The organism is Lentzea sp. NPDC058436 (genome assembly GCF_042721515.1).
Taxonomy (GTDB): domain Bacteria; phylum Actinomycetota; class Actinomycetes; order Mycobacteriales; family Pseudonocardiaceae; genus Lentzea.
Genome location: NZ_JBHXLF010000001.1, coordinates 1,173,018 through 1,195,838, shown reverse-complemented (window position 1 = coordinate 1,195,838; position 22,821 = coordinate 1,173,018). Strand labels below are relative to the sequence as shown.

The 22,821-nt window shown below is 68.2% G+C and carries 8 protein-coding genes; 1 reads left to right on the top strand and 7 read right to left on the bottom strand.

The window, feature by feature from the left end; all coding sequences use genetic code 11:
- Positions 1–229 precede the first annotated feature (229 nt).
- The 4 genes from ACFWN2_RS04585 to ACFWN2_RS04570 form a co-directional block, all read right to left on the bottom strand.
- Complete coding sequence (locus tag ACFWN2_RS04585; protein WP_382424883.1) at positions 230–481, bottom strand: hypothetical protein; 252 nt, start codon at positions 479–481, stop codon at positions 230–232.
- Positions 482–908: 427 nt separating this feature from the next.
- Positions 909–5,072: a hypothetical protein gene (locus tag ACFWN2_RS04580; protein WP_382424882.1), complete on the bottom strand. Its 4,164-nt coding sequence runs from the start codon at positions 5,070–5,072 to the stop codon at positions 909–911.
- 378 nt (positions 5,073–5,450) lie between these two features.
- Positions 5,451–9,011 carry a CHAT domain-containing protein gene (locus ACFWN2_RS04575; RefSeq protein WP_382424881.1) on the bottom strand — a complete coding sequence of 1,187 codons (3,561 nt, stop codon included), beginning with the start codon at positions 9,009–9,011 and terminating at the stop codon, positions 5,451–5,453.
- A gap of 124 nt (positions 9,012–9,135) precedes the next feature.
- Positions 9,136–12,108, bottom strand: coding sequence for a CHAT domain-containing protein (locus ACFWN2_RS04570; RefSeq protein WP_382424880.1), 2,973 nt, complete (start codon positions 12,106–12,108; stop codon positions 9,136–9,138).
- 17 nt (positions 12,109–12,125) lie between these two features.
- Here ACFWN2_RS04570 and ACFWN2_RS04565 point away from each other — a divergent pair, with 17 nt between their 5' ends.
- On the top strand, positions 12,126–12,311 hold the full coding sequence (locus ACFWN2_RS04565) for a hypothetical protein (RefSeq protein WP_382424879.1): 186 nt from the start codon (positions 12,126–12,128) through the stop codon (positions 12,309–12,311).
- Here ACFWN2_RS04565 and fxsT read toward each other — a convergent pair whose 3' ends face one another.
- The 3 genes from fxsT to ACFWN2_RS04550 form a co-directional block, all read right to left on the bottom strand.
- The gene (fxsT, locus tag ACFWN2_RS04560) at positions 12,312–15,641 is read right to left on the bottom strand and encodes an FxSxx-COOH system tetratricopeptide repeat protein (protein WP_382424878.1); all 3,330 of its coding nucleotides are present in this window, start codon (positions 15,639–15,641) and stop codon (positions 12,312–12,314) included. It lies immediately after the preceding gene.
- The gene (locus ACFWN2_RS04555) at positions 15,622–18,396 is read right to left on the bottom strand and encodes a tetratricopeptide repeat protein (RefSeq protein WP_382424877.1); all 2,775 of its coding nucleotides are present in this window, start codon (positions 18,394–18,396) and stop codon (positions 15,622–15,624) included. The genes fxsT and ACFWN2_RS04555 overlap by 20 nt, the downstream gene beginning before the upstream one ends.
- Positions 18,397–19,463: 1,067 nt before the next feature.
- Positions 19,464–22,721: an NACHT domain-containing protein gene (locus ACFWN2_RS04550; protein ID WP_382424876.1), complete on the bottom strand. Its 3,258-nt coding sequence runs from the start codon at positions 22,719–22,721 to the stop codon at positions 19,464–19,466.
- Positions 22,722–22,821: the final 100 nt, after the last annotated feature.

Below are 22,821 nucleotides of genomic sequence, written 5' to 3'. Positions count from 1 at the left end.
GCGTTACGAGTACCACTGCCCCTGCGGCGACGGGAGGATCATCGAAGAGCACGACAATGTTCCGGGCTTCCGTGATCATGACGTCTGGATCGACTGCGACAAGTGCCGCGCGGAGTGGCGCTTCGTTTCCAGCAAGGCCGTGCGTAAATGGGGTTTGGAGCCTATCCCCGCGGGCGTCACGACCTGACAGGCGAAGGCAGCCTCCCTGCGATTGCCAAGGCTCGTGACGCTACGTAGCAGGCACACGACTTCCCAAACTCGGCACCGGGCCGAAGTGGATCGGCCCGGTGCCAAGGACTGCGGAAGCAAGGCTACGACGACTCGTCGCGCTGGCTGGTCCCCGCTCGATCAGCCGCTCGAACTTGTGCAGCGACGCCAGGATGCCGAGGCACAGCAGCATTGATCCGGTGAACGCGGATCCGCCGGTTAGCACCGCTTCGGCGACGCCGACACCGGTTGCGCTCTTCACCATGCCGGTCACTAATCCCACGACGAGGGAGAAAAGCGGGGACCGGCACCTACGAGGATGAGCTGCTGCCGGAGAATGGCACCTCGAGGATCGCGCCGGATGCAGACAATGGACGGCGCAGCTTTGTCCCGGAACTTACGGCCGTGCGGCCTGCAGTGCCGCACCCGACCTCTGCGGCCACTACAGGTCGTTCGCTGGCACAAATGGCTTCACCTGTTCGGCGTGGCATTCTCGCGCTAACGGACCGAAGTCCCCCTACGACAACACGGTCAAGTCGCTCAGGTGGGGTACTGCCCCGCGCAACGCAGCAGGCTGACCTGTGGAACCTGCTGAGAAGAACGAAAGCCGCGCATGAAGATCCGTCAGCTCCGCCTCAAGAACTTCTCTCCTGCGGGCTGATCACGCGCCGACCGCTCCATCGCCTTCACCCCCGAAGTGGTCAAGAACGCAGCTCCTTGACGATCAGGGACTCGACCGCCACCGGGCAGTTCGGCCGGTCCTTCAGCGCCGAGGCCCTGCCGCCCGGCATGTTGTCCTCCAGTTTCAACAGCGCCCGCGCTATCGCCTTCTGGACCTCAACGCCGACACCCGGCGTGCCGAAGACGGCCACCAGCCAGTCCGGTGCCTCCGGATCCCGATGCGCGAGACTGACCAGCAGGCTGGTGAAAGGAACCCGGACTTTGCCCTTCAGCTGGGACTCGTCGAGACCCAGCACGATCTCGGCGAGCATGTCACGCACGGTTCCCGAGTCGAGGCGCCGTGACATCAGCGTGCCGGACAGGGTCGACATGTCGCGGATCGCCGCCGGGTAGTCGCTCGTGGGCGGCCCGGCCGCTGCCGACGCATCGGCGATCAGGCGAGCCCGGACGTTCCGGTAGATCCACCACACTTCGTGCTGGCCCAACGCGCGGACATCGTCCAGCCGGATCAACAGGTTTAGCAGCGCTCGATGAAGTCCGCTGTCCTCCTGCCGGTTCACCGCCGCCTCCATGCGTGCGATGACCGAGTGCACCAACGCTGCCAGTCCGTCTGCGTCCATCTCGGCGAAGGACTCTCGTGCGCCGAGTAACATCGTCGCGAGTCTTTCGGCGGCATCGGTGTGCGGGGTGTTCAACAGTGCCGCCAGCCAGGTGACCATGCGGGCGGGAGGGCCAGCGGCGGCGTGCGCGTCCACGAACGTCTTGATCACCGTGCTCGCCACGTTCGGGCTGACGCCGGTGGTGACCTGGTCCTCGATCCACCGCCGAGCGTCCGGGTCCACCTCGGCGAGCCGACCTTCCAGCCGCGCGCGAAGTTGGAGCACTTCTCGGTTGGTCATCTTGCCGAGTCGCTGGATCTGCGCGACCAGATCACGCAGTTCCGAGGTGAGGGGCACGAGTGCGTTGAGTGCGGTGTTGTGGAAGAGGGTGTGCGCGACCGCCACGACCACCTCCGACTCGGCGACCCTCGCGCCGAACTCGCACAGCAGCGCCCGGACCGTCTCGACGTTGTTCCCCGCCAGCGCGAACTGAGTCGGCCACGCGGGGCGGGGTGCGGTGGTCCTGGCCGCCCACAGCCAGCCGATCAGCCGCAGCCGGGTTGATTCGTCCAGTTCGGACGCGAAGAGCGAACCGCACTTCCCGACCGCGCTCACGGCGCGGCGGGTGATCGGCGCACTCCTGGCGAGCATACGTGCGGCAGCCCAGTCGACCCGGTGCGCAACGAGTTGAGCGAAGGCGTTGACGTGCCGGTCGGGGCTTCGCACGTCGTCATCCAGCAGTTCGTCGACCAGTTCCGCAGAGACCTTCTCATCGTGCTCCGCAAGGTGGACGACCAGCTTGATCTGGGCGTTGTCCCAGTCCTTCGGCATGGACCTGGCCAATGCCTCCCGCCAAGTCGTCCAGCCGAGCCGGGCACGTGCCGTCGCGTCCTCCCACAGCGCGAGGAGCAGCGGGACCAGTTCCTCGTCGGTCAGCGGCGGACACTGGTACTCCACGGCGGTCAGCGCCAGGGTGACGACGTCTCGGGTCGGCGCGTGTGCGAAGTGCGCGCGCAACGCCTCCCGGCGGCCAAGCGGACCGAGGTGTACGTACGCATCCCTGATCACGGCGAGCTTCTCGGCGGAGGTCTTGTGCGCCGCGAACGGCCTGACCAGCCGTTGGAGATAGCCGATGCGCTTGTCCTCGGGAACCTTGCCCTTCAACAACGACACCTCGCGCAGCGCCCGACTCACCGCGTCGGCGCTGGCCGCCGCACGAGGACCGAGTTGGGCGAGGGCGTCGATCGCCGGCGAGCTGAGCAGCTCCGGCCGGCTGCGCAGCGCCTCCACGGCACCGTCGAAGGCAACAGGGACATGCCACCACGGAGCAGTGCCGAGAGCGGCGAGCGCGACGGGGAGAAGCTCCACCTCGTCACGCAGTTCGGACAGCACCTGGACGAGGACCTTCTGGTCGCGCCGCTGCAGCGTGCCGAGCACCCGCGTCCGGGTCGCGTCGGCACTGTGCATCGGGATCATTGCGGTGACGACCGGGAAGTCGTCGTCGGAGACCTGCAACAGCACGGATCCCACGACGGGCCAGAGGTTGGCACGTCCCGAGGTCACCCGATCCACCAGCTCGGCGACCTCTGTGGACTCAATCCCGTGCATCAGGAGCCATCTGGCGTGGGCGAACTCGGCGAAGGTCTGGTGGAAGAACTCCCATTCGGTCGGACGTTCGCGCAGCACCCCCTCGCTGGCGAGCCGCTCCAAGCCGGCGGTGTGCTCCGCACCGATGCTGGCCTTGGGCACGCGCACGACGATGCGTCCCGACCTCGTGACCACTCCGCTGGCCACCGCGAGCGCGGCGTTCTCCTTCATGCGGCCGGTCACACCGGCGATCCCGGCCTGCCTTCCCACTCGGGCGTCCCAGTACGCGACGTAGAGGTCGTTGATGCTGAGATCCTCCGGCAGGTACCCCCTCTGTCCGAACGTCTCGCAGGCCAGCGCCAGCCGCACCGGCAGCGAACACACCTCCAGCAACGAACCGCTCGACTCGATCCGGCCGGCCAAGTGGTCAAGGAAGGCCGAGTGGTCGTCCGAGTCCGGCCGAGCGCGCAGGTACCTGTTGGCCCAGTCGACGATCTCTGGTCCGTCCAGCGGCGGCACGGATTGTTTCGTGATCTTGCCCGCGAGACGCGGCGCCAGCTCAAGGTAGTCGCGGAACTCGTGCGTCCTACAGGTCACCACGACCTCTCCGATCCCGAGGGCTTCGACCAGCAACGCGGCCAGGGGCGCTGCCGACTCCTCGCCGAGGACGAGATCGAGCGTGTCGATCAGGAGCACGACTGAACCATGTGCGGCGCGTTGGGTGTCCAGGAGGTGCAGCAGACCCCGCCCGCCCCGGTCCCTGTCCGTCGCGAGGCCGAGGGCCAGGTCCACCGATGCCAAGTCGGACAGTGCCGCGCCTTGGTCGACGCTTCCGCACGACACCAGGACCAGCGACTGTCCACCAGGTTCCAGGCGGTCCAGCAACTGCCCGAGCAGCACGCTCTTCCCGATGCCGCCCTCGCCGCTGACGACGAGGATTTGCCGGCCGCCGGATGTGGCGGCCTGAAGGTCACGGCGTTCCAGAGCGAGGTCCAGCCATCGGGAGCGCAGCACCGCCGGCAACGTCAGTGCGCGCAGGGAAGCACGGTCGTGAGCCACGATCCGCAGTGGCTCAGTCTCCGGAAGCGGTTCGGGACGGACCTCCAACTCGACCACGGGCCTCGCGGGGACCTGGGCGGGGAAGGCAGGCTCGTCCAACGCCAGGTACCGAGCAGTCGCCGCGGCGGAGAGCCGGAGGAACCACTCGCGGGTGGCCTCGGAGAAACGAGTGCGGCCGCACATCACCAGCCCACAGGCCACGAAGGAGAGCAACGTGTCCACACGCCACTCTTGGGCCCGGCTCGTCTCGTTCGCCCACGACTCGGCGGCACCGCTGATCGCTCTGATCACGTCGCGGTAGAGCGCGGGCAGCACCTGTGCCCGGTCCCCCGACGGATCCAGCAGGAAGTCGATCGCCACCAGACGCATGTCCTGGTCGAACCGCTCCAGGACGTGCGCGGACACCGTGATCTGCAGGTACACCGGGTCGAAGGTGAGCGGAGCGGACTTGCCGAACCGTGCGAGATCGACGAACCAGAACTTCTCCGGCTCCGCTCCGAACAGGACGTTGCCCGGATGCAGGTCGCCGTGCGCGCGTCCGTAGACCGCGTACACGCGGCGGCCACGCGCAGGGTGGTCCCCTGCGGCCAGCAGGAACGGATTCGGCAAGCCGTCGACGTCCGACTCGGTGGGGCTGGGGTCCGCGCCCGCCACCAGGCCTCGGCCGTACGCCCACTCGCGCAACGGATGTTTGTCGCGCAGGCGGCCTCCGAGCAGCGTCGCCATGTGTTGTGCGGTGGAGACGAACTGCCCATGGCCCCGTTCGGGATTCCATCCGGCCAGCGCCGCATGCACGGCGGACGTCGTGGCGGCCGCCAGCGAGGCCGCCGGCAACCTGTCGACCAGGGCGTCGCCGAGCCGTGCCGACATCGTCGCCACCTTGCTCAAGTCGCGTGCGGCTATGTCCTGGAAGAGGATCCAGCCGCCGTTCTGCAGCATGATCGGTTCCCGGGTCTGCCGGACGAGATGACTGTTCCGGAATTCGTCCGGCGACTCGTCCCACGCTTCGGAGTGCCGTGCAGATTCGAGCGTTTCGCGCCGGCCGAGCGGGACGTATTTGATGATCAGTTTTTGTTCCGTGCGCCGACCCGTGAAAGCGGCGATGAGAGCGGCGGTGGTGTTCCCGCGTTCCTCCCAGCCGGCGTAGAGGAACCTTTGGCCGGTCGAGGTGCTCCATCGGCGAAGATCGTCGCCGTCAGGACCGTCGAGCAGATCAGCCACGTCATCGCCAAGCCGCACCGGCACGCACCCCATCCCCTCTCCTTGGGACGCCGCACATCTTCGCACCCGTGACGTCCGCGTCTCCGTCCTCGCCTCTCAGGCGCCCATGTGGATGTGCGCCGCCCACCTGGTAGGCACATCTCGTGCTCCGCCCCTGCTACGCCGAACCGTCCGGTGCAGCGCCTCGGCGGCGACCGCGGGGTCCGGTGGGACAGTGCCGCGCTGAGAGAGGTGGGAGTACACGCCGTACGCGATGACCGCGCCCGCGGTGTCGTTGACGGGCCACAGCGAACCGATCACAGCTCGGTAGCCGGCGAGGTGGAACGCCGCCATGAGGTGAGTCGCCTCGTCGGCGTGGTCGATGTTCGTGTCCGCCGTGCCGCATGCGGAGAGGTAGGCAAGGCCTGCGTTCGCGAGATGCAGCTCACTGATCCGCGTCACGGTGAGCGGCCGTTGGGCGTGGTCGTGCAGGAGCAGCCTGCTGTTGCCGGGCACGTCCGAGTCGGCGACACAATGGCAGGCGAAGTGGGCGATCCGGTGGCGAGGCAGCTCGGCCAGCACGTCGTCGTGCAGCACGGCCTTTCCTCGCCTCGGCAGCACGGTCGCGTCCGAGATCAGCTGTCGCACGAGATCCGCTTCCTGCCTGGCGGCGGGCAGCGGCCTGGTCTCCGATGCATCCGGCACCGGCACGATCAGAACCCGTTGTGACCTGGCATCAGGCTCTCCCCGAGGTGCGCGGGCGTGCAACAGTGCCCGGACGGTCGGGGTGTAGGACGAGATCACCCGATCCAGCACAGTGTCGGTGTGCGGCTGCCGCAGGTGGTGTCCGGCGGCGTGTAGCGGCAACGACGCCACGACCCCCACCGGGCACCACCAGACCCTCGGCCAGGCCTGGCCGGCCGCCGGGGGCGCGGCGTGACCGAGGTGCCGCAGCACGGGCTCGGTCACCTCGTCCCACAACCAGCCGAGAACACGCAGGATCTCCCGCTGGGCCGCGTCGCGCTCGTCCTGCGACCGGTCCTCGTCGCCGGCTGACCGCACGAACACGTCCAGATCGGCCGCGTGCAACGTCGCCGCGTCCACGGTCAGGTTGTCGAGCTTCACCACGCGCACGGGATCGTCCGCGTCGTTCACGACGATCAACGCGTAACCCCGTTCCTCGTGCGCGATGAGGTGCACGATCGGCCCTGACTCGGCGGCGGTACGCAGCGTTTCCACAGTCGGGGGAACGAGAAACCCCTCGATGTCCGGCACGGCGCGAATGCGGCCGAGCAGTGCCTGCCACCGTTCGCGCAGCTGGATCCGTGTGTCCGACAGCTGCTGGTAGTCGGTGCCGGGAGTTTCTCGATCGGCGATGCCGATCGCCTGGCGGAGGTCGTCGAACTCGGTCGCGAGCCGCGGTTCGCGGCGCCGCAACTCGGTCAGGTCGCTCCTGATGTCCAGTGCGTCCGCGAACTGGACACCACGGCTCTTCTCCAGCAGAGCCAACGCGCGTTCCGGTTTTCCGGCCTCGATCATCGCGACGGCCACCGACGAAGGGAGGCCCGCGAGGTCGGCGATCCTGTCCACCCGGTCACCGAACGCCAGGTCGCGGGTCGCGACCTGAGGCAACAGCTCGACGGCCTGTTCCGCCATCACCGCCGCCTCGTCGTACTTCTCGGCGGACACCGCCATCGAGGCCGCGAGCTTGGCCGCCGACGCACGGACCGCAGACGGCGCACCCGTCGTCTCGAAGGCAGTCACGGCGTTGCGGAGTCCGGCGTCCAAGGCCGTCCGGCTGCCGGTCCGGCGGTACCACTCGTGTGAGGCGACCGCGAGCACCGTCGCGCACAAGGCGCGGAAGGGACCGTCCGGCGCCGTGCTTTCCAGTGCCTCGCGCGCGAACCGGATGGCACGGTCGAGCGTGTCCAGGTCCGGCCGGTGCTCGGGGTCCTCGGCGATCCTCCCGGCCCGCACCGCGGTTTGGAACGCGGCGAACTGCGTGGCCTGCAGCGCCTGGAACGTAAGGCTGACGCTCATCAGGTTCCCGGCTCGGTCGACGTGGCCTTCCGGGGTGAGCGCTACCATCTCCCGTTGACACCCGAGCAGCTCCCGCAACACCGACTCGTCTTCGCTGCGCACGTACCGCAACTGCAACGCGGTGCTGAGTTTGGCCAGCCGCATGGCCTTGTCCGGATGCACCAAGGGGGTGACCGCGACCGCCTCCCTGCCGACCGCGATCGCTTCCTCCAGCGCGGACGCGTCACCGCGACGCTCAGACAGCGCTCGCAACGCCGAGCACAGCTGTTGCAGGCGCCCACCGAGGTTCGGATGATCCTCCACGGTGATCGCGACGGCTTCCCGGCCAACGCGCACCGCTTCTTCCAGCGCACCGACGTTTCCCGTGTGTTCGTGCAGCGCGGCCAGATCTCCGCACAGGTTGGCCAACCTGCCCGCGCGGCCGGGGTCGTCCGGCTCGGAAGCGGTTGCCGCCTCACGACTCACGCTCACCGCCTCTCGCAGCACGGCCACATCTCCGCTGCGTTCGTAGAGGGCGCGCAACGCGTTCGACAGGTTCGTCAGGTACCCGATCCGATCAGGACGCCGCACGGTGTCGGCGACTGCGGCCCTCGCCGCTGCCACACCTTCGCGCAGGAGGTCCGCGGCACCGGTCCGGATGTGCTCGCTCAGCAGTGCGAGGCTGAGGTTGGTCAGGTAGACGGCGTGCAGCGGATCGCCGGGTTCGGTGAACGAGAGGGCAGCACGGTTCGCGGCGATCGCCTCGGCCAGCGCGGCATGATCGCCGTTCGTCTCGTACAACGCTTGCAGGGCTGCCGCCACGTTCGACAACGGTGCGGCGCGATCGGGATCGTCGGCGGCGAACACGGCAAGACCCGCCCGCCCGGTGTGCAGCGCCTCGTGGAGGAACGGCTCCTCGCCGGTGCTCTCGTACCACGTGAGCAGCGTCGCGCTGAGGTTGCAGAGGTAGACCCCGGTCCTGGCGTCGCCCTCCTGGACACAGGCGACCGCGGCTCGCCCCACCAGGATCGCTTCCTCGAGAGCCTCCCGGACGCCGTCGCGCTCGTAGCGGGTGCGCAGCGCAAGTCCGAGATCCGACAGGTAGGTGCCGCGATCGGGATCGTCCTGCGCAGCGTGGTCCACCGCGAGTCTGGCCGCGTCGACCGCCTCCACCAGAGTTGGCAGGTCCGCGTCGTGCGCGTAGCGGAGCAGCAGGGCCTCGCTGAGGTCGCTGAAGTACCTCGCCTGATCGGGATGTTCTGCGGCCACGGCCTCGCGTGCCGCGTCGATCGCCGCCTCCACCGTGACCGGATCCTCGTCGAGGCCGTGGCGTGCGAGCAGCGCAGCACACAGGTTCCCCAGATACATCGGTCGTTCAGGGTCGTGCGGTGCCGCGGCGGCAACCGCGTCGCGGGCCAGCTCGACCGCGCGCTCCAGCGGTTCCGGATCGCCGGTCGCCTCGTGCAACGCCTGCAGCGCGGCACCATGATTCGACAGGCGCGCGGCCCGGTCGGGATGTCCGGCCGGCGTGGCCGCGGCCGCGTCCCGGAACGCCTTGACGGCGCGGCGCAGGGTGCGCACGTCACCGGTCGACTCGTACGTCTCGATCAGGTCGAGCGCTCGTTCCTTCAGGCGAACCGCCGCGGATTCCCTGCGCACGGACCTTCCTCTGCTCCCTCGGACTGAACACTGGTAGATCGAGTATGTCGGCAGTCGGAAGGGAGAACTTGAGCAAACGCCCTGCGGCGCTCGTGCTGCTCGGCACCGGTCACGTGACGTTGTCTCAGGGTGCGCCCAGGTAACACAACGAGGCCCAGTACACCGGCGACCCGTACGGCGGCTGGTCGTCGGCCAGCCGCGAGATCCGGTCCCGCAGCGCCGCGACGACCGCCGCGTTCGCGTCGTCGAGCTCGTCCCCGATCTCGCCCAGCCAGGCCACGATGGCATCAGGCAAGGAACTGGCGAGCCACGTGACGGCCTGGTGCCACGCTTCGGCCGGGGGCGTCCCGAGGCCGAGCTGCTGCACGAACCGGGACGCGAACAGGAACGCGCTGTCGTCGGGAACCGGCACGGTCGTGGCCACCACCCTGCGGGCACGCATCTCCAGGGCGAGACCCGCGAGTCCGAGATGTTCGCCGGGCAGCAGCACGTCCCGTCCCGCGCTCTGACAGGACGACCACAGCACCAGCTCCGGTACCGCGGCCAGCCGCCGTGCCAGCACCTCCTGAATCCGCCGCAGCGTCAGCGTCGCACCGCCGGGCACCCTGAGCGTTCCCTCGGCGCCACTGGTGTCCAATGTGGAGTGTCCGGCCGCGTGCAGCACGTCCGCGCCCGGCTCCTTGCGCACCAGATGGTGGTCGTCGTCCATCAACCGCATCGTCCGGTGCCTGGTCCAGGACCTGAGCAGCGCGGTCTCCGCCGTCATCAGGTCGGCCGGCCGGTACCGGTTCCTCATCGGCGAACCCGACAGGGTGATCACGCTCAGGCCGTCGTCCACGCCGGGCGACCCACCCGGCGCGTACCGCGGATCGACCCTGGGCAGCAGTCTGACCCGTGCGCGCTGATGCAGCACGACGAAGTCCCCGGCCTCCGGAGCGAACCACCACGCCGCGGCGTGCGGTAGTCCGCCTAGCGCACCGAGGGCGAGGAGGCTGAACGACGTTTCGGGCAGCCCCCGCGTCACCGGCCGGAAGATGTGCTCCCCGGCCCACTTCCCGTACACCTGCAGGCCGACGTGCAGGTCGCGCAACCTCCGCTCGGCGAGCCCCTCGGCGCGAAGTCGTTCGTCCAGCTTCGTCATCTGCGCCTCGACCGCGGCGCTCGTGAGCCCCGGCAACGTGATCGTCTCCACGCGCGTGGCCGCACCGGCCGCGCGAACCACCACTGCCGTGCCGCCGCGCTGTCCCGGGCACAGGAGCACGATCGGCTCGGTCGCCGCGCACTGGCGAAGACCCTCTCCTTCATCGGTGACCGGACCCACCTCCGACACCAGGGCGAGCAGCCGGGCGTGCGCGCTGTTCGCCAGCTCCACTGCGAGCCGCGGTCTCCCGCAGGCGAGCGCCGACTCGGCCGCCAGCGCGGCGAGGTCCGCGCCGACGCGCAACCAGGCTTGCTGCTCTGTCCGGGTGGTCTGCGCTCTGACCAGTGCGTCGAGGCTGGCGACAGCCGCACGTGCGGCGTCGACGCCGTCTTCCCACCACTCCGCCGCCACCGCGTGGCGCAGCCATTGCACCGCGACGTCGAACCCCCGCCTCGGATCGCGGGCGGACGAGATCCGTGACGCGGCGCGCCAACTGCGCCGAGTCGCGCCGTCGAGCACGCGGTCGGGCGCGAGGTGACGCCACTGCGTCATCGACCGGGCAAGCACGGCATGGGCCTGGACGAACAAGTCCGTGTCCTGGCCGACCTCGGCGAGCACCTGCCTGCACATGCGCGCTGCCGCGACGGCATCCGCAGCCCTGCCGACGACCCGGCTGCGGTCGAGCAACAGCGAGGCCCCTGCCAGCCACAGATCGGTCATGGCGGTGAACCCGTCCGGTGCTGCCGCGAGCACCGTCTGGTGACGTACCACCGCCTCGTCGATCAACGCCTGACTCCCCCGGACGGTGGCCTCCGTCGCCAGTGCCCGGCACAGGTTGTTGATCCTGGTCCGGTACGTGGCCGCGCGCCTGCTCTCGTGCGCGACCGCGGTGCGGGCGAACTCGAGTGACGCTCGGCGGTCGGCGACCACACCGGTCGTTCGTGCGAGCAGGTCGTGCGCGGTACTCAGGGCGTTCAGCACGGTCGCCGCGGCTTCGGGTGACGGGGCTGCGTTCACCCCGGTGTTCAGCTCGCCGATCGCCTCGCGCAGGTCACCGAGCACTCCGGCACCCCGGAAGCGGAGCATCAGCAGATTTCCCAACGTGAGGTGGAACTGCGCCGCGTCCCGCGAGTCCCTGCCCAGATCGACGGCGACCCGTGCCCAGGCCACGGCTTCGTCCAGGTCCTCGGGTGCAAAGGCGGCTTCGAGTCGTTCGCCGAGATAGGTCGCGAGGTTGCTGGCCAGCATCACCCGATCGGGGTCGTTCGGGAGCAGTGCGTCCGCCGCGCCGCGGAGCACCTCGATCGCCCGGTCGATCGAGGAGAGCCGATGCGTGTAGTTGAAGTGGTCCGCCAGTGCGGCTGACAAGGCGTTCGCGATCGCGGCCACGAACCGTTCTTCGCCGTTGTCGCGGTTCGCCCTGAGCAACAACGAGATCGCGCGGTGCAGGTGCGCGATCCTGTCCTCGCCCTGCGCACGGAATCTCCACAGCACGCCGAGCTGGTACAGCAGCATCACCCGGCGCTGCGCCGGGATGTCCGGGCCGGCCAGGTACGACTGCACCCGATCGATGGCGGCGGTGAGCACCCTGACGTCCTTGGTCTCCTGGTACCGCTGCCGTGCGATCGCTAGGAGGTTGCCCAGGACGACGGCGCGCGCGGAGTGGTCGTCGGCCAGGAGCGCGTAGGCCTGCGCGTACCGGCGTTCGGCGACTCCCAGCATCAGCCGTCTGCTGGTCAGGTGCATCAGAAAGTGCAGGTTCGCGGCGTAGTTCGCTAGCGCATGACCGCGCTGAACGTCATCTGTCGCGCGGTTGACCGCGGACAACGTGAGTGTGGTCGCAAGCCGCAGCAGGCGAAGATCCCCGGTGCGTTCATAGGACATCCGGTGTTCCTGCGCGCGCATGAGCAGTCGCTGCGTCGGCGACTCGCCGCTTCCCGGCTCTCGGTCGTTCACGGTGAGATGATGCCAACATGGACGACGACGCGACCGCCAAGCTCGGCGACCTGCGGATCACCGACGACGATGACGTCGAGGTGTTCGACGGCGCGAAGTGGCGTGCCTACCGCAACCTGCCGCCCGGCGATCTCGACACGATCCTGCGCGACGACCCCAAGGAGACGTTCGTCGTCAGGCGGGACAACCCACCGCGCCGCTGATCACGACCGCTCCCGGTGCGACGCCGTGAGCAGCTCGGTCATGCGCGCTTTCAGCTCACGCGCCCGTCCCCCGTCGCCGCGGCGTTCCAGCACCTGTGCCAGCAGGCTGCCGCTGCGCACCGTCTGGAGGCTGTCAGGTTCGAGCAGACGGGCACGCCGCTCGTAGGTGTCTTCGGCGAACGACGCCGCCTGCTCGACGTCGCCGAGCGCCAGCAGGTTCTTCGCGAGACCGTGCGTGGCGAGGAGCGTCAGCCCGTGATCAGCGCCGCGTGCCGCCAGCAACGTCTCGCGCGCCGCGGCGTTCAGCCGTCGAGCGGCTTCGAACTCGCCTGCGCGGTGGAGGTTGTCGGCGAGGCTGATCGCCGACTGGGCGGTCTGCGGGTGCGCCGGACCGAACACCTCGAGCAGGGCGTCGTGCACCCGCTCGTTGACCTGCCGCGCGGCCTCGTGGTCGCCGCAGGCCGTGAGGTCCAGCCCGAACGCGTGGCCGGACTTGAGCGTGTCGACGTGGTGGGAGCCGAGGACTTCGCCGAGGGTCTGGAAGTTCCGCCGATCGATCTCCAGAGCGCGCTCCAGTTGTCCTGCCGCACGCAGGAAGTGCGCCTGGTTGTGCAGGGCGCGCAAGGTCTCCGGATGCCTCGAACCCAGCAGGTCGTCGTGGCGGTTGACGATCTGCTCGAACGCCACCATGGCGTTCCGCGGATCGCGCGACAGTGCCGCGGTGCTCGCTGCGACATGCTTCTGCGCCATCACCGTGTCGGGGTGGTTCTCACCGAACGCGCGTCGTGCCCGGTCGAGGATCTCGGCGTCCAGCCGTACGGACGTGTCGTAGTCGCCGCGGTAGAAGTGCGCTTGCGAGATGCGGTCGAGTACATCGACCATCGCCTCGTCATCCTCGCCCCACTCGGTTCGAGCCTTCTCCGCGAGTCCGATCGCGGTCGCCGCGTCGCCCTGGACGATCAGGTAATGCACCGAGTCCAGGTAGAGCTTCAGGAAGTTGCGACCGTGCGCGAGCAACGGGCCGATTTCGACGATGTGCGGCAACAGTTCGTGATAGCGCCGCCACGTCCGCGGGGAGCGCGGGTCGCCGGGGTGGTGGTCGACCAGCTGGCGCCCGAGCAGCAGCCGAAGTCCCTCTGCCTGATCGGGCGCGCATCTGTTCCGCACGAACGACCGGAGGAGTGCGTAGCAGCTCAGCGTTTCACCGGATGCGGTGACCAGGCCCGACTCCGTCAAGATCTTGACGATGTCGTCGAACGTCTCGTGCTGACCCTCACCGGCGTCGGGCACGAGTTCGACCGGCACCGGCGCGGATCCGCAGAACGCGATGGCGTTCAGCGCGTCGGCCGCCCTGGGGCTGCGCAGCCGGAGCTGGTCGATCGCGGTCGCCCACACCAAGCCGAGCGCGCCGTAGTCGTCCAGCGGCCCTTTGGCCAGTGTGCTCTCCGGCTCCCGCAGCACCTGCTCGCGGTACCGTTGAGGGGACATAGCGAGGCCGACCAGGTAGTGGCCGGCCTGTGCGACCGCGGCCGGCAGGTCGTCGAGCGCCTGCGCCAGCGCGTCGGTCCCCTCAGCCGGGTCGATGATCGACTCCAGCAGTCCGACCGACTCGGCGCGCTCGAACGGGCCCACCGGCAGCAGCTTCCCCATTTGAGTCCACTGTGGACTACGAGAGGTCACCAGCACGTCGACCTCTGGCGAGAACGGGCAGAAAGGCCGGATTTCGGAGGCGGTGTCGACCCCGTCGAAGACGAGCAGGAATCGCTGTCCCGACTCCCGCATCGCCTTGAACACCCTGCTGCGCAGGACGTCCGGGACGGACTCGGCGGCGATTCCGAGGCCGCGCGCGAACTCGGCGAACTGCGCCGTCAGCAGGGGGCCGCCGGAGAACCACACGACGTGGGAGTAGCCGGTACCGAACGTGTGGGCGTACTCGACGGCCGCCTGGCTCTTCCCCACGCCAGGTGGCCCGTGCAGGGCCACGACCTGACCAGGCCGGACGGTGTGCAGCTCCTTGATCCGTGACACCAGTTGGCCACGAGACACCAGATACGGCAGGAGGACGGGCAGATCAACCGCGATGGGTTCGTCAGCGCGGGGCGCGGCGGCGTCACGGAACACCGGCCCGTCCGCGGCGACCGAACTCCTGGCACCGCTGTCCTCGGCTCCGGTGTCCTCGGTTCCGATCAACGACGTCAACCTGGCAGCCGCGTTCGCGGCGAGGTGCAGGAACCACTCGCGGTCGGTCTCGTCGATCAGGCTTCGCCCGGTCATGATCAACGCCACCGCGATGAGCGCGACCAGTGACTCGACCTGCCACTCGTCATCGAGGTTTCCCTCTGCGCCGAAGTCGGCGCACGCCGTCCGGACAGCGATCACGAAGTCCCGCAGCGGCATGGGTACGTAGAGGTCCGGTGGCGCTTCCGGGTCCACCAGCAGACGGATCACATCGCGGCGTTGGTCGGCATCGGACGGCAGCAGGTGCGCGACCGTCGTGACCACGAGGTACATCGGATCGAACGCCGCGAGCCAACTGCTGGCGAACCGCGCCTGGTCGATCAGCCAGAACTCGCCGACCACCCGGCCTGTCAGGCAGTTGCCCGGATGCATGTCCCGGTGCGATCCGGTCAACCGCACCCGGATCTTCCGCGTGCCGGCGGACAGGCCCCCGAGCACGAATGACACCGGGTTCGGCAGTCCGTCGACCTGCACGTCGACGGCGGCGACGGGCTTGCCGGTGACAAGTCCCTTGCCCAGCAACCACTTGTGCACGGTGCCGTTCGGCTCGATGCGGGCGCCGAGCAGTTCGCTCAGCAGCCCGGCCACCGTGGGGTATGCGTCCTCGACCGGAGCCAACGCACCGAGCATCTGCCGGACGACCACCGAAGCGTGGTCGGCGAGCAGCGCGAACTCCCTCTTCTCCAGCAAGTTGGACAGCGACCGCAACCCGCTGAGCTTTCCGCTCGCGACGTCGAGGAACATGAGCCAGCCGCCGTTGGGCAGCATCACCGGGTCGCGGATCTGTCGTACCAGGTGAGCGTCGCGAAACGCCTCGTCCGCCGCGTCCCAAGCGTCCGCGGTCCGCCACGGTTCCTCGGTTTCCTTCCAGCGGAAGGGGATGTACTTCAGGATCAGCTTGCCGGAGAAGCTGCCGGTGCCGCCGAGACGATTCCACGTGACGTAAGCGGCAACCAGCCTGGCGGCGGTGTTGCCGCGGTCCTCCCAGCCCGCGTAACGCAGTTCGGCGCCTACCTGTACCGCCCAGCGCTTGACCTCAGGGCCGTCAGAACCGAGCACCTTCGCGAGATCGTCATCGATCCCCGGCTCCATCCCCGCTCCCTTGTGCTGACCGTTCGGCGAGCTGATCCTGCCATCTCGCCAGCAGTTCCCCGGCATGACACGCGTAGGGGTGCTCGGCACCGAGCACGGAGTCGTCGTCGGCGGCCAGGCTCGCGAGCACGTCGATCGCGGCGGGCAGGTCGCCACCATCGTGCAGACACGTCGCGAGCCGGTACCGGCTGATCAGGGTGTACGGGTGCAGTGCGCCGAGCAGCGCGGTCCAGTCGGCGATGATCCGCCGCAGCATCGCTTCCGCGCGGGCGTGGTCGCCGGATTCACCGCCCCACCGAGCCTCCTGATGGCGGTAGCGCAACGTGTCGGGATGACGCGCGCCCAGCGTCCGGTCGCTGTCCAGCGCCAGTCGCCGATAGAGCTCCGCGGCTTCCCGTGCACGACCTGCCCTGCCGGTCCACCGCGCGAACTGCGCTCTGCTCCGCAGGGTATCCGGGTGGCTGCCGCCGAGCACCCGAGTCCGATCGACGACGACCTGCTGGAGCAACGGCAGTCCCGCAGCTGGACCGCGCACATCGCACACGAACCGTGCGGTGCGATGTCTGCTGCGGAGCGTGTCCACGTGATCGGGGCCGAGCACGCGTTGCCTGGCGACCAGCACGCTCTCGTGCTCGGCGAGCGCCTCCTCCTGACAGCCCGCTCGCCCCAGCCAGTTCGCGAGCTCGTGCCGGGCGGCGAGCGTCTGCGGTTCGTCCTGGCCGATCAGGTGCACGAGGTCGTCCACCAGTCGCCGATACTCGCCGGTTGCGGTGGGGAGATCACCCGCCCGTCCGCACCAGTTCGCCAGCGCGTGCCTGGCCGCGAGGGTGTCCGGATGGGTGGCGCCGAACGCGGAAGCACGTTCGTCCACCAGCAACTCGAAGATCGCGACCGCCCCGCGCAGGTCACCGACGCGCCCCGTCCAGCTGCCGAGTGCGCGCAACGCGTCCAGGACGTCGGGGTGGCGCGGCCCGAGCCGCCGGGTGCGTTCCTCGACGATGATGTGCAACGACGCCAGTGCGTCGCGGCGCCTGCCCGCTTCCCCGATGCAGTCCGCGACGCTCAGTTCGGCCGCCGGATTGCCGGCTTCCGCCGCACGCCGAAACGCCGACTCCGCGAGGTCGAGCAACCGCCGGGCGTACGCGGACTGGGCGACGTGCCAGCACTCCTCCGCAGACGCCCGCTCGATCAACGTCCGCCAGGTGGCCTCGGGCACGTCGCCGTCGGTCGCGTCGATCAGATAGCCGAACGGCAGGTAGCGCCGTTTGCCCGCGGACACGAGGAGCGCACTCGTACCGGGAACGAGTTCCGTCGCCCAGGCCACCGCGTCGGTGAACGACTCCGGCCGCAATGCACGGCCGCCGCGTGCTTTCAGGTAGTGGGTGTGCAGTCGTCTGAGCAGATCAATCCCGACACCGTCGCGCAGACCGGCCCGAGCGGCGTCCACCGCGGCCGCGACGATCGCGGCGCCGCGTGGCCGGACGCCGACGGACCACGCGTCCCGCCATTCCGCCAGCAGTTGCGGACCGGCGGCCAGGTACTCGGCGAGTCCGGAGGAACCCGCATGCCGAACCGCCTCACGGACCCTCGGGTCGGACGAACTCGCCGCCCGTGCCAGCTCGGCCTTCGACCATCGGGTGTCCAGGTGCACCTCGTGGGCGAGCCGGAGCACGTCACGCGCCGACCGCCACCACTGCCCGCGCTCGTCGCCGATCCGCGATTCCCAGCGGGGACTCAGCATCGCGTGTTCCTGAGCCCTCATGGTGGACAGGATCACGAGGTGCCGGCCCTGCTTGCGCAGCAACGAACTCACGGTGGCCGCGGTCAGCCCGCCCGGCTCCAGGTAGCGTTCCAACTCGTCCAGCCACACCACGCACGCGTCGGTCGCGTCCGCTTGGTCGAGCGCAGCCGTCAGACCGGTCACGTCATCGGGTACCACGAACCAGTGATCCGGCATTCTCGCCCGCATGAACTCGTACGCCATCCGGGTCTTGCCCGCGGCGGCGTCTCCGACGACAACGACGAACACATTGCCTGCCAGCATTCGTTCGAGCCGGTTCTCGACATCGCGCCGCACGTAGCGCGGTACCCGCGAGTCCGACGTCGGCGACGGGTGCACACCGAACAGCACGGGATCGTCCAGATCGCGCACACGCATCGACGGAGGAGGCGGCCGCCGCCTCCCTGATGTCGCCGCGACGGCCTCAACCAGCAACGACGCGGCCCGGTCCGCGCGGACGCCGACCAGCCGGAGATGGTGGGCCGGCAGGGCGCCATGTGCGCTGTTCCTCACGAGCACCGGCAACCAGTCCGGTTCTGCCGCCATCGCAACCGCAGCCAGGTAGTCGTCGCTCAGCACCACCACTGTTCTCGTTGTGCCGCTAAGCGCGTCCTCGGTTACCGGCACGAGCACGGGGGCGTATCCGGCATGGCGAAGTGTGTCGGCGATCCACAACGCCCAGCTGTGATCCGCCGGATGGAATCCGACCTGCACCGGCTCTGCGGTTCCTGGAGAAGTACCGAGGTCCCGCGACTGAGCCCTGATCTGGTCGATCAGCTGGCGCTGTGTGGCGTCCAGCCGGTCATAGGTTGCTTCGAGCCTGCGGTGGACGGCCAGTGCGTCGGCCTGAGCCTGTGCCAGAGCCGCGTCACCGATATAGACCGATCCCTCGACGGTGCCGGCCTGCAGGATGTGCGACTGGCCTGACGTGGTGACCTCGTTGTGTGTGTGGCCAGCTGAACCCTCCCCGTTCACGTCGCCCCCCGTTCCACTACCGTCAACTCGTCACGGTCCAAATCATGCGTACCACTGGCGCGTTAACCCTCCAACCGCCACTGCCGGAGACCCGAGCGGCTGTCAGTGCCACAACACAGCCCAGCAGCCTGTGGGTACCAAAACAGTGCCCAATGGTTTGACCTGCGCATCCGGCCGCTGCAGGTTCATACTCGTTGATCAGCTGCGCCAGGTCAGCGGTGTCGTGGCCGCCTTGCTTGAATCGGGTGACAAAGGAAACTCCGACGTCCTTAAGCCGTCCCGGTCCGGCTGGTATCGCCGTCAGCGAGACCGGCCACGGCCTTTCTCGGCATATGCACGGCAGGCTCAAGAAGACCTTCGTTGACATTGCCGAGATTCGGGCACTCACACCGCAACCTCGACCCGATCGACATCTATCCCGTTCGACATTCCTACCGCCCTGCGGAAACCGATCGAGGCCTAACGTAGAAGAGCTGATCGAGATTGCGATTCAGCTCCCGCCGAAAGAATTGGCCAAATCACTTGGATTGGCCCTCTAATTTGACGGCGAGCTATCCATGGCCACATGAACACGCGAATGTTGCACGCTTGCTACGCGTGGGGGTTCATGTTCGGACATTCTCTTACCCCACGGGATTCAACAGAATCCCGTGGGGTAACTTATATTTCGGCCATTGATTAGTCAACGCGCCAATCCAACGCGAGCCCTGACTGAACTAGATGACGAGCAGGTTGCGCAGTTTTCAACGTTAGTTGTGCAGGGCGAATTTCAAGGCACTGGTCGTCATAATGAATCTGCAGAAACCTGGTCGCGAACATGATCGACCAACTCCTCCCCCGCGCCCTCCAAGGGGCCAGTAGTCCGCTCGAGCAGATGTGGCAGTGCCATAAGCAGGTGGTCTTTACGGACGTAGAGGTTCCGCGGTGTGCCGTCGGAACGTCGCTTGGCACTGGTGAAGCCATGCCGGCATCGATAGCCAGCCCGCCCATGAACCCAGTGCCTGTCCATCCGCCGACCACAACCCGGCGAGTGCTCAAAATAGAGGACAACGAGTTTGAGTACTCGCTCAAACAGCGGGGGCAACATCGTCAGGCTCTGGCCGCAACCGCGCCAGGCGAGCGATCTCGTCGATCGCCGCCTCGCTCAACGAGCGGACGATGCGCTCTCGGCGTGCACTGGTCAGGTCGGCGCCGAGTGAGCCTTTCATGAACCAGTCGCGGAAGTCCTGGCCGCAGTTCGGTGCCAGCCGCATACGCGGCTTGCCACCTTTGTACGGCGTGCTCCAGCCCGCTTCGGTCCGAGATCGCTCGCTGGTCGCCGCAAAATCACTCAGAAACGTCACGACGCGCTCGGCCCGCTGCAGCATGCCCCGCCGCCTCAGCTCCGCGATGCAGTTCAGCAACACGCGGTCGCCTCGAGCGGACTCGACGATCTTGATGATGTGCGCGACGTCGACCTCACCCTCCGTCTCGGGAAGTGCACGGCCGACGGCGCGGGCCACCCTCGTGTCCCGGATGACGATCACGAGATGCCGAACCACCAACACCAGCACCACGACGGCGACGACGCCGCCCACAATCGTCCAGACGAGCGGCCAGTCCACATCGTTCGTCCACGACGGCGTCTCCTCCTTGGGACTGGACGTGGTGGTGGTCGTTGTCGTCGGAGTCGCGGCCGACGAACTGCCAGAGCCTTTGACCCACTTGACAAGGAACGACAGCCCCATTCCGATCAACGCGAACCCACCTGTGAACAGCGCTACGCCAGCCACGACGTAGCAGAGGCCTTTCAGGGTCTCCCAGATTCCTGTGCGGCGGCGGTAGAGGCCCCTACCCGTTGCGGCGACCGCTCGTCCGGAAGCAACCCCCGCACGCACGAGGTGGCGCTGTCCATTGACGGCCGGCAGCAACGGCAACAGCGCAACGTGCGGCACGCGGTCGTTCACCACAGCGCGCAACGCCGACAGCGGCCACAACAGCAACAGCGCCGAAATGGCGAGTGCCCCAACAGCACTGGGATCCTTGACGCCGAGCAATGCGAAGGGAACCAACAGCGACATTCGCACGAGCAGGCCCAGCACACGGTATGAGTGCCCAGGCTCTCGCCGGAACACAGCCATCACCGCGTTGCGCACCACCTGGATCGGCAACAGCAACCGAAGCCGCGGACTCCACGAGTAATGTGGATGCGTCGCGATCATCAGCAGAGACAGGTGGGAGACAGCCACGTAGCCGGCCGCGAGGCCAGCTTCCGCCCACATCCCGGGGATCGTCGCGCCCAGCCTCCAGATTGCGAGCCCTGCGATGGCCAAGGCGAGCACCGCGTCCACGTGCGGGATTACCAGCAGCAGGCGCAGAGTTCGCGCGAGTTTCCCAGCCGGGTCTGCGCGGCGCACCCACGCGCGCACGGTCTCCAGCTGCGGGCGGCGCAATGCCCCGGTCAGCCACTGGGACACGAGACCTCGACGCACGTATCGCCCGAGATCGTCCGGCACCTTCGGCAGACCACCCAGCTGGCGGTAGGCCTCCTCGCGGAGCATGGGACTACCGGACGAGAAAGCGTTGCTGAGCAACGAATGCTGGCGCTTCGACATTGTGAGGGGCAGGGCTTCGAGCACCGACAGCTTCTCGTGGCGCCTGCCTTCCCGCCAGGTCCGCGCGAAGAACTTGGACAGCTGTCCCATCACGGTGGGACCGAGCATCGCGGCGCGGTGACGCAGGCCCGCAGTAAGCAGTTGCAGCAGGTAGTCCAGTCCCGCCGGCCACTGGTAGGTCGTCGCGTCCGCGGGCGGAAGCTTCGCGGTGACAAGCGATCCGGCCGTCGTAACGAGTGCGTCCAGCTTGTCTTTCGGATGTGTCTGCAGGATGGTGACCACCGCCTCACGCCAGTTCTGGTCGCTGAGCAGCTTGTCCACCAGCACGCGGTCGGACTCTCGCAGGAGAATTCTCGTCGTGAAGTACTCCTGGATCCGGCGGTGCGCGAACGTGAGTTCCTCCACGCCGCCCAGGTTCTCGGTGTGTGCGAGCTTGGAGTAAGTGAGCGCGGTGACGCCCTTGGTCACGTCATCGACGCTGCCGACCCCGCTCTCGACCGCACGCTCGATCAGGACGGTCTTGTCCGCACGCAGCCCGAGGGCCACCATCGCGAAGGCGAACTCCTCGGCGAGGCGAAGCACGAAATCGCTTTGCAGGCCGAACCTTTGCGCGTGCCGAACCTTGTCGCGTTCGACCCGGCTGACGACGAACCTCTCCATCACCTCGTGCGGGTTCTCGGGAAACCGTTGCGTGTCGCGCAGATACGAGCACAGCAGGTTCATGGCCAGCGGGGTCTCATAACGGTCCTCGTCCTCGGGACGCACCTTGCCGAGGCCGGTCCACAGCTTGCGCTCGACCTCGGGACGCAAACGGAACCGCCTGACCAGAGCGGCTCGCCGCTTGAGTGTCAGCCGGAGGATGCGGAATCTCGGCCACCCCAGCCGCCCCGGACCGCGGAACTCCCTGGAAGCGAGCACGCCGCGACAGTTGGTCCACGCGCTGAGGAACTCCGAGATCGCGGCGGCGAACTCGTTCACCGCATCGTCAGCCTCCGTCGAACTCAGGATGTCGGGAATCTCGTCGAAGGAGTCGAAGAGGAACAGCCAGGTGCCCTCCACCATCCGCCGCGCGAACTCCTGATCGAGGTAGTTGTCGACGTCGGCGCTCGGGCCTGGGTTGACCGCGTCCCGCACGTAGTCGCGCACCGCAGCCGAGGTCACCGGACGCTGCGGCCGGAACGACTTCAGGTTGACGTACAACGCGATGGCGACGTCGCTCGAAGAGCTGCGCCGCGCGTCCAGTGCCAGCTGGTACGCGACGTGCCGCAGCGCGATGCTCTTGCCGGAACCGGGATGCCCCTCCAGCAGGATCAACCGCTCGGTGCTGGTGCGTAACGCCTTCGACAACGATCCGACCCGACGCAGTGCGTCGGTCCTGCGCCCGGAGTACCACCGGCGTCGCTGCCCGCCCTCGAGTTCGACCTCGGCCTCGAGCTCCGAATACTTCTCGTCCTGCCAGTCCTCCTGGCTCGCCTGCTCGTCCAGCAACGTGCCGAGGTGGCGCGCGAACAACTCCTGCCGAGACACCCTGTTCTTCTCGTCGGCGTCGCCCTGCCGCAACAACAACGACAGCGCGAGGGCGGACGCGGCCAGCACCGCACCGACGATGCTGGCGCGCTGATCACCGATGTCGAGGCCGTCGGCCGCGAGAAACCAGGCGAGGCTCAGCACCCCCAGTCCCGCGCCGCCCCACCAGCTGATGCGGATCAACCGCCCGCGGTTTTTCCGCACCCCTGCCTCCAATGTCCGAACCTGCGGAGACCATCGCGGCATTGTTCGGGGCGTTACGGCATTCCACCCCGCGTGTACCGGTCGTGCAGGCCGTGCTGGA

Bases quoted from the DNA above. Each gene is read 5' to 3' on its own strand.
- ACFWN2_RS04580 (WP_382424882.1), bottom strand. From the start codon at position 5,072: ATGCTGCAGAACGGCGGCTGGATCCTCTTCCAGGACATAGCCGCACGC.
- ACFWN2_RS04565 (WP_382424879.1), top strand. From the start codon at position 12,126: ATGGACGACGACGCGACCGCCAAGCTCGGCGACCTGCGGATCACCGAC.
- fxsT (WP_382424878.1), bottom strand. From the start codon at position 15,641: ATGGAGCCGGGGATCGATGACGATCTCGCGAAGGTGCTCGGTTCTGAC.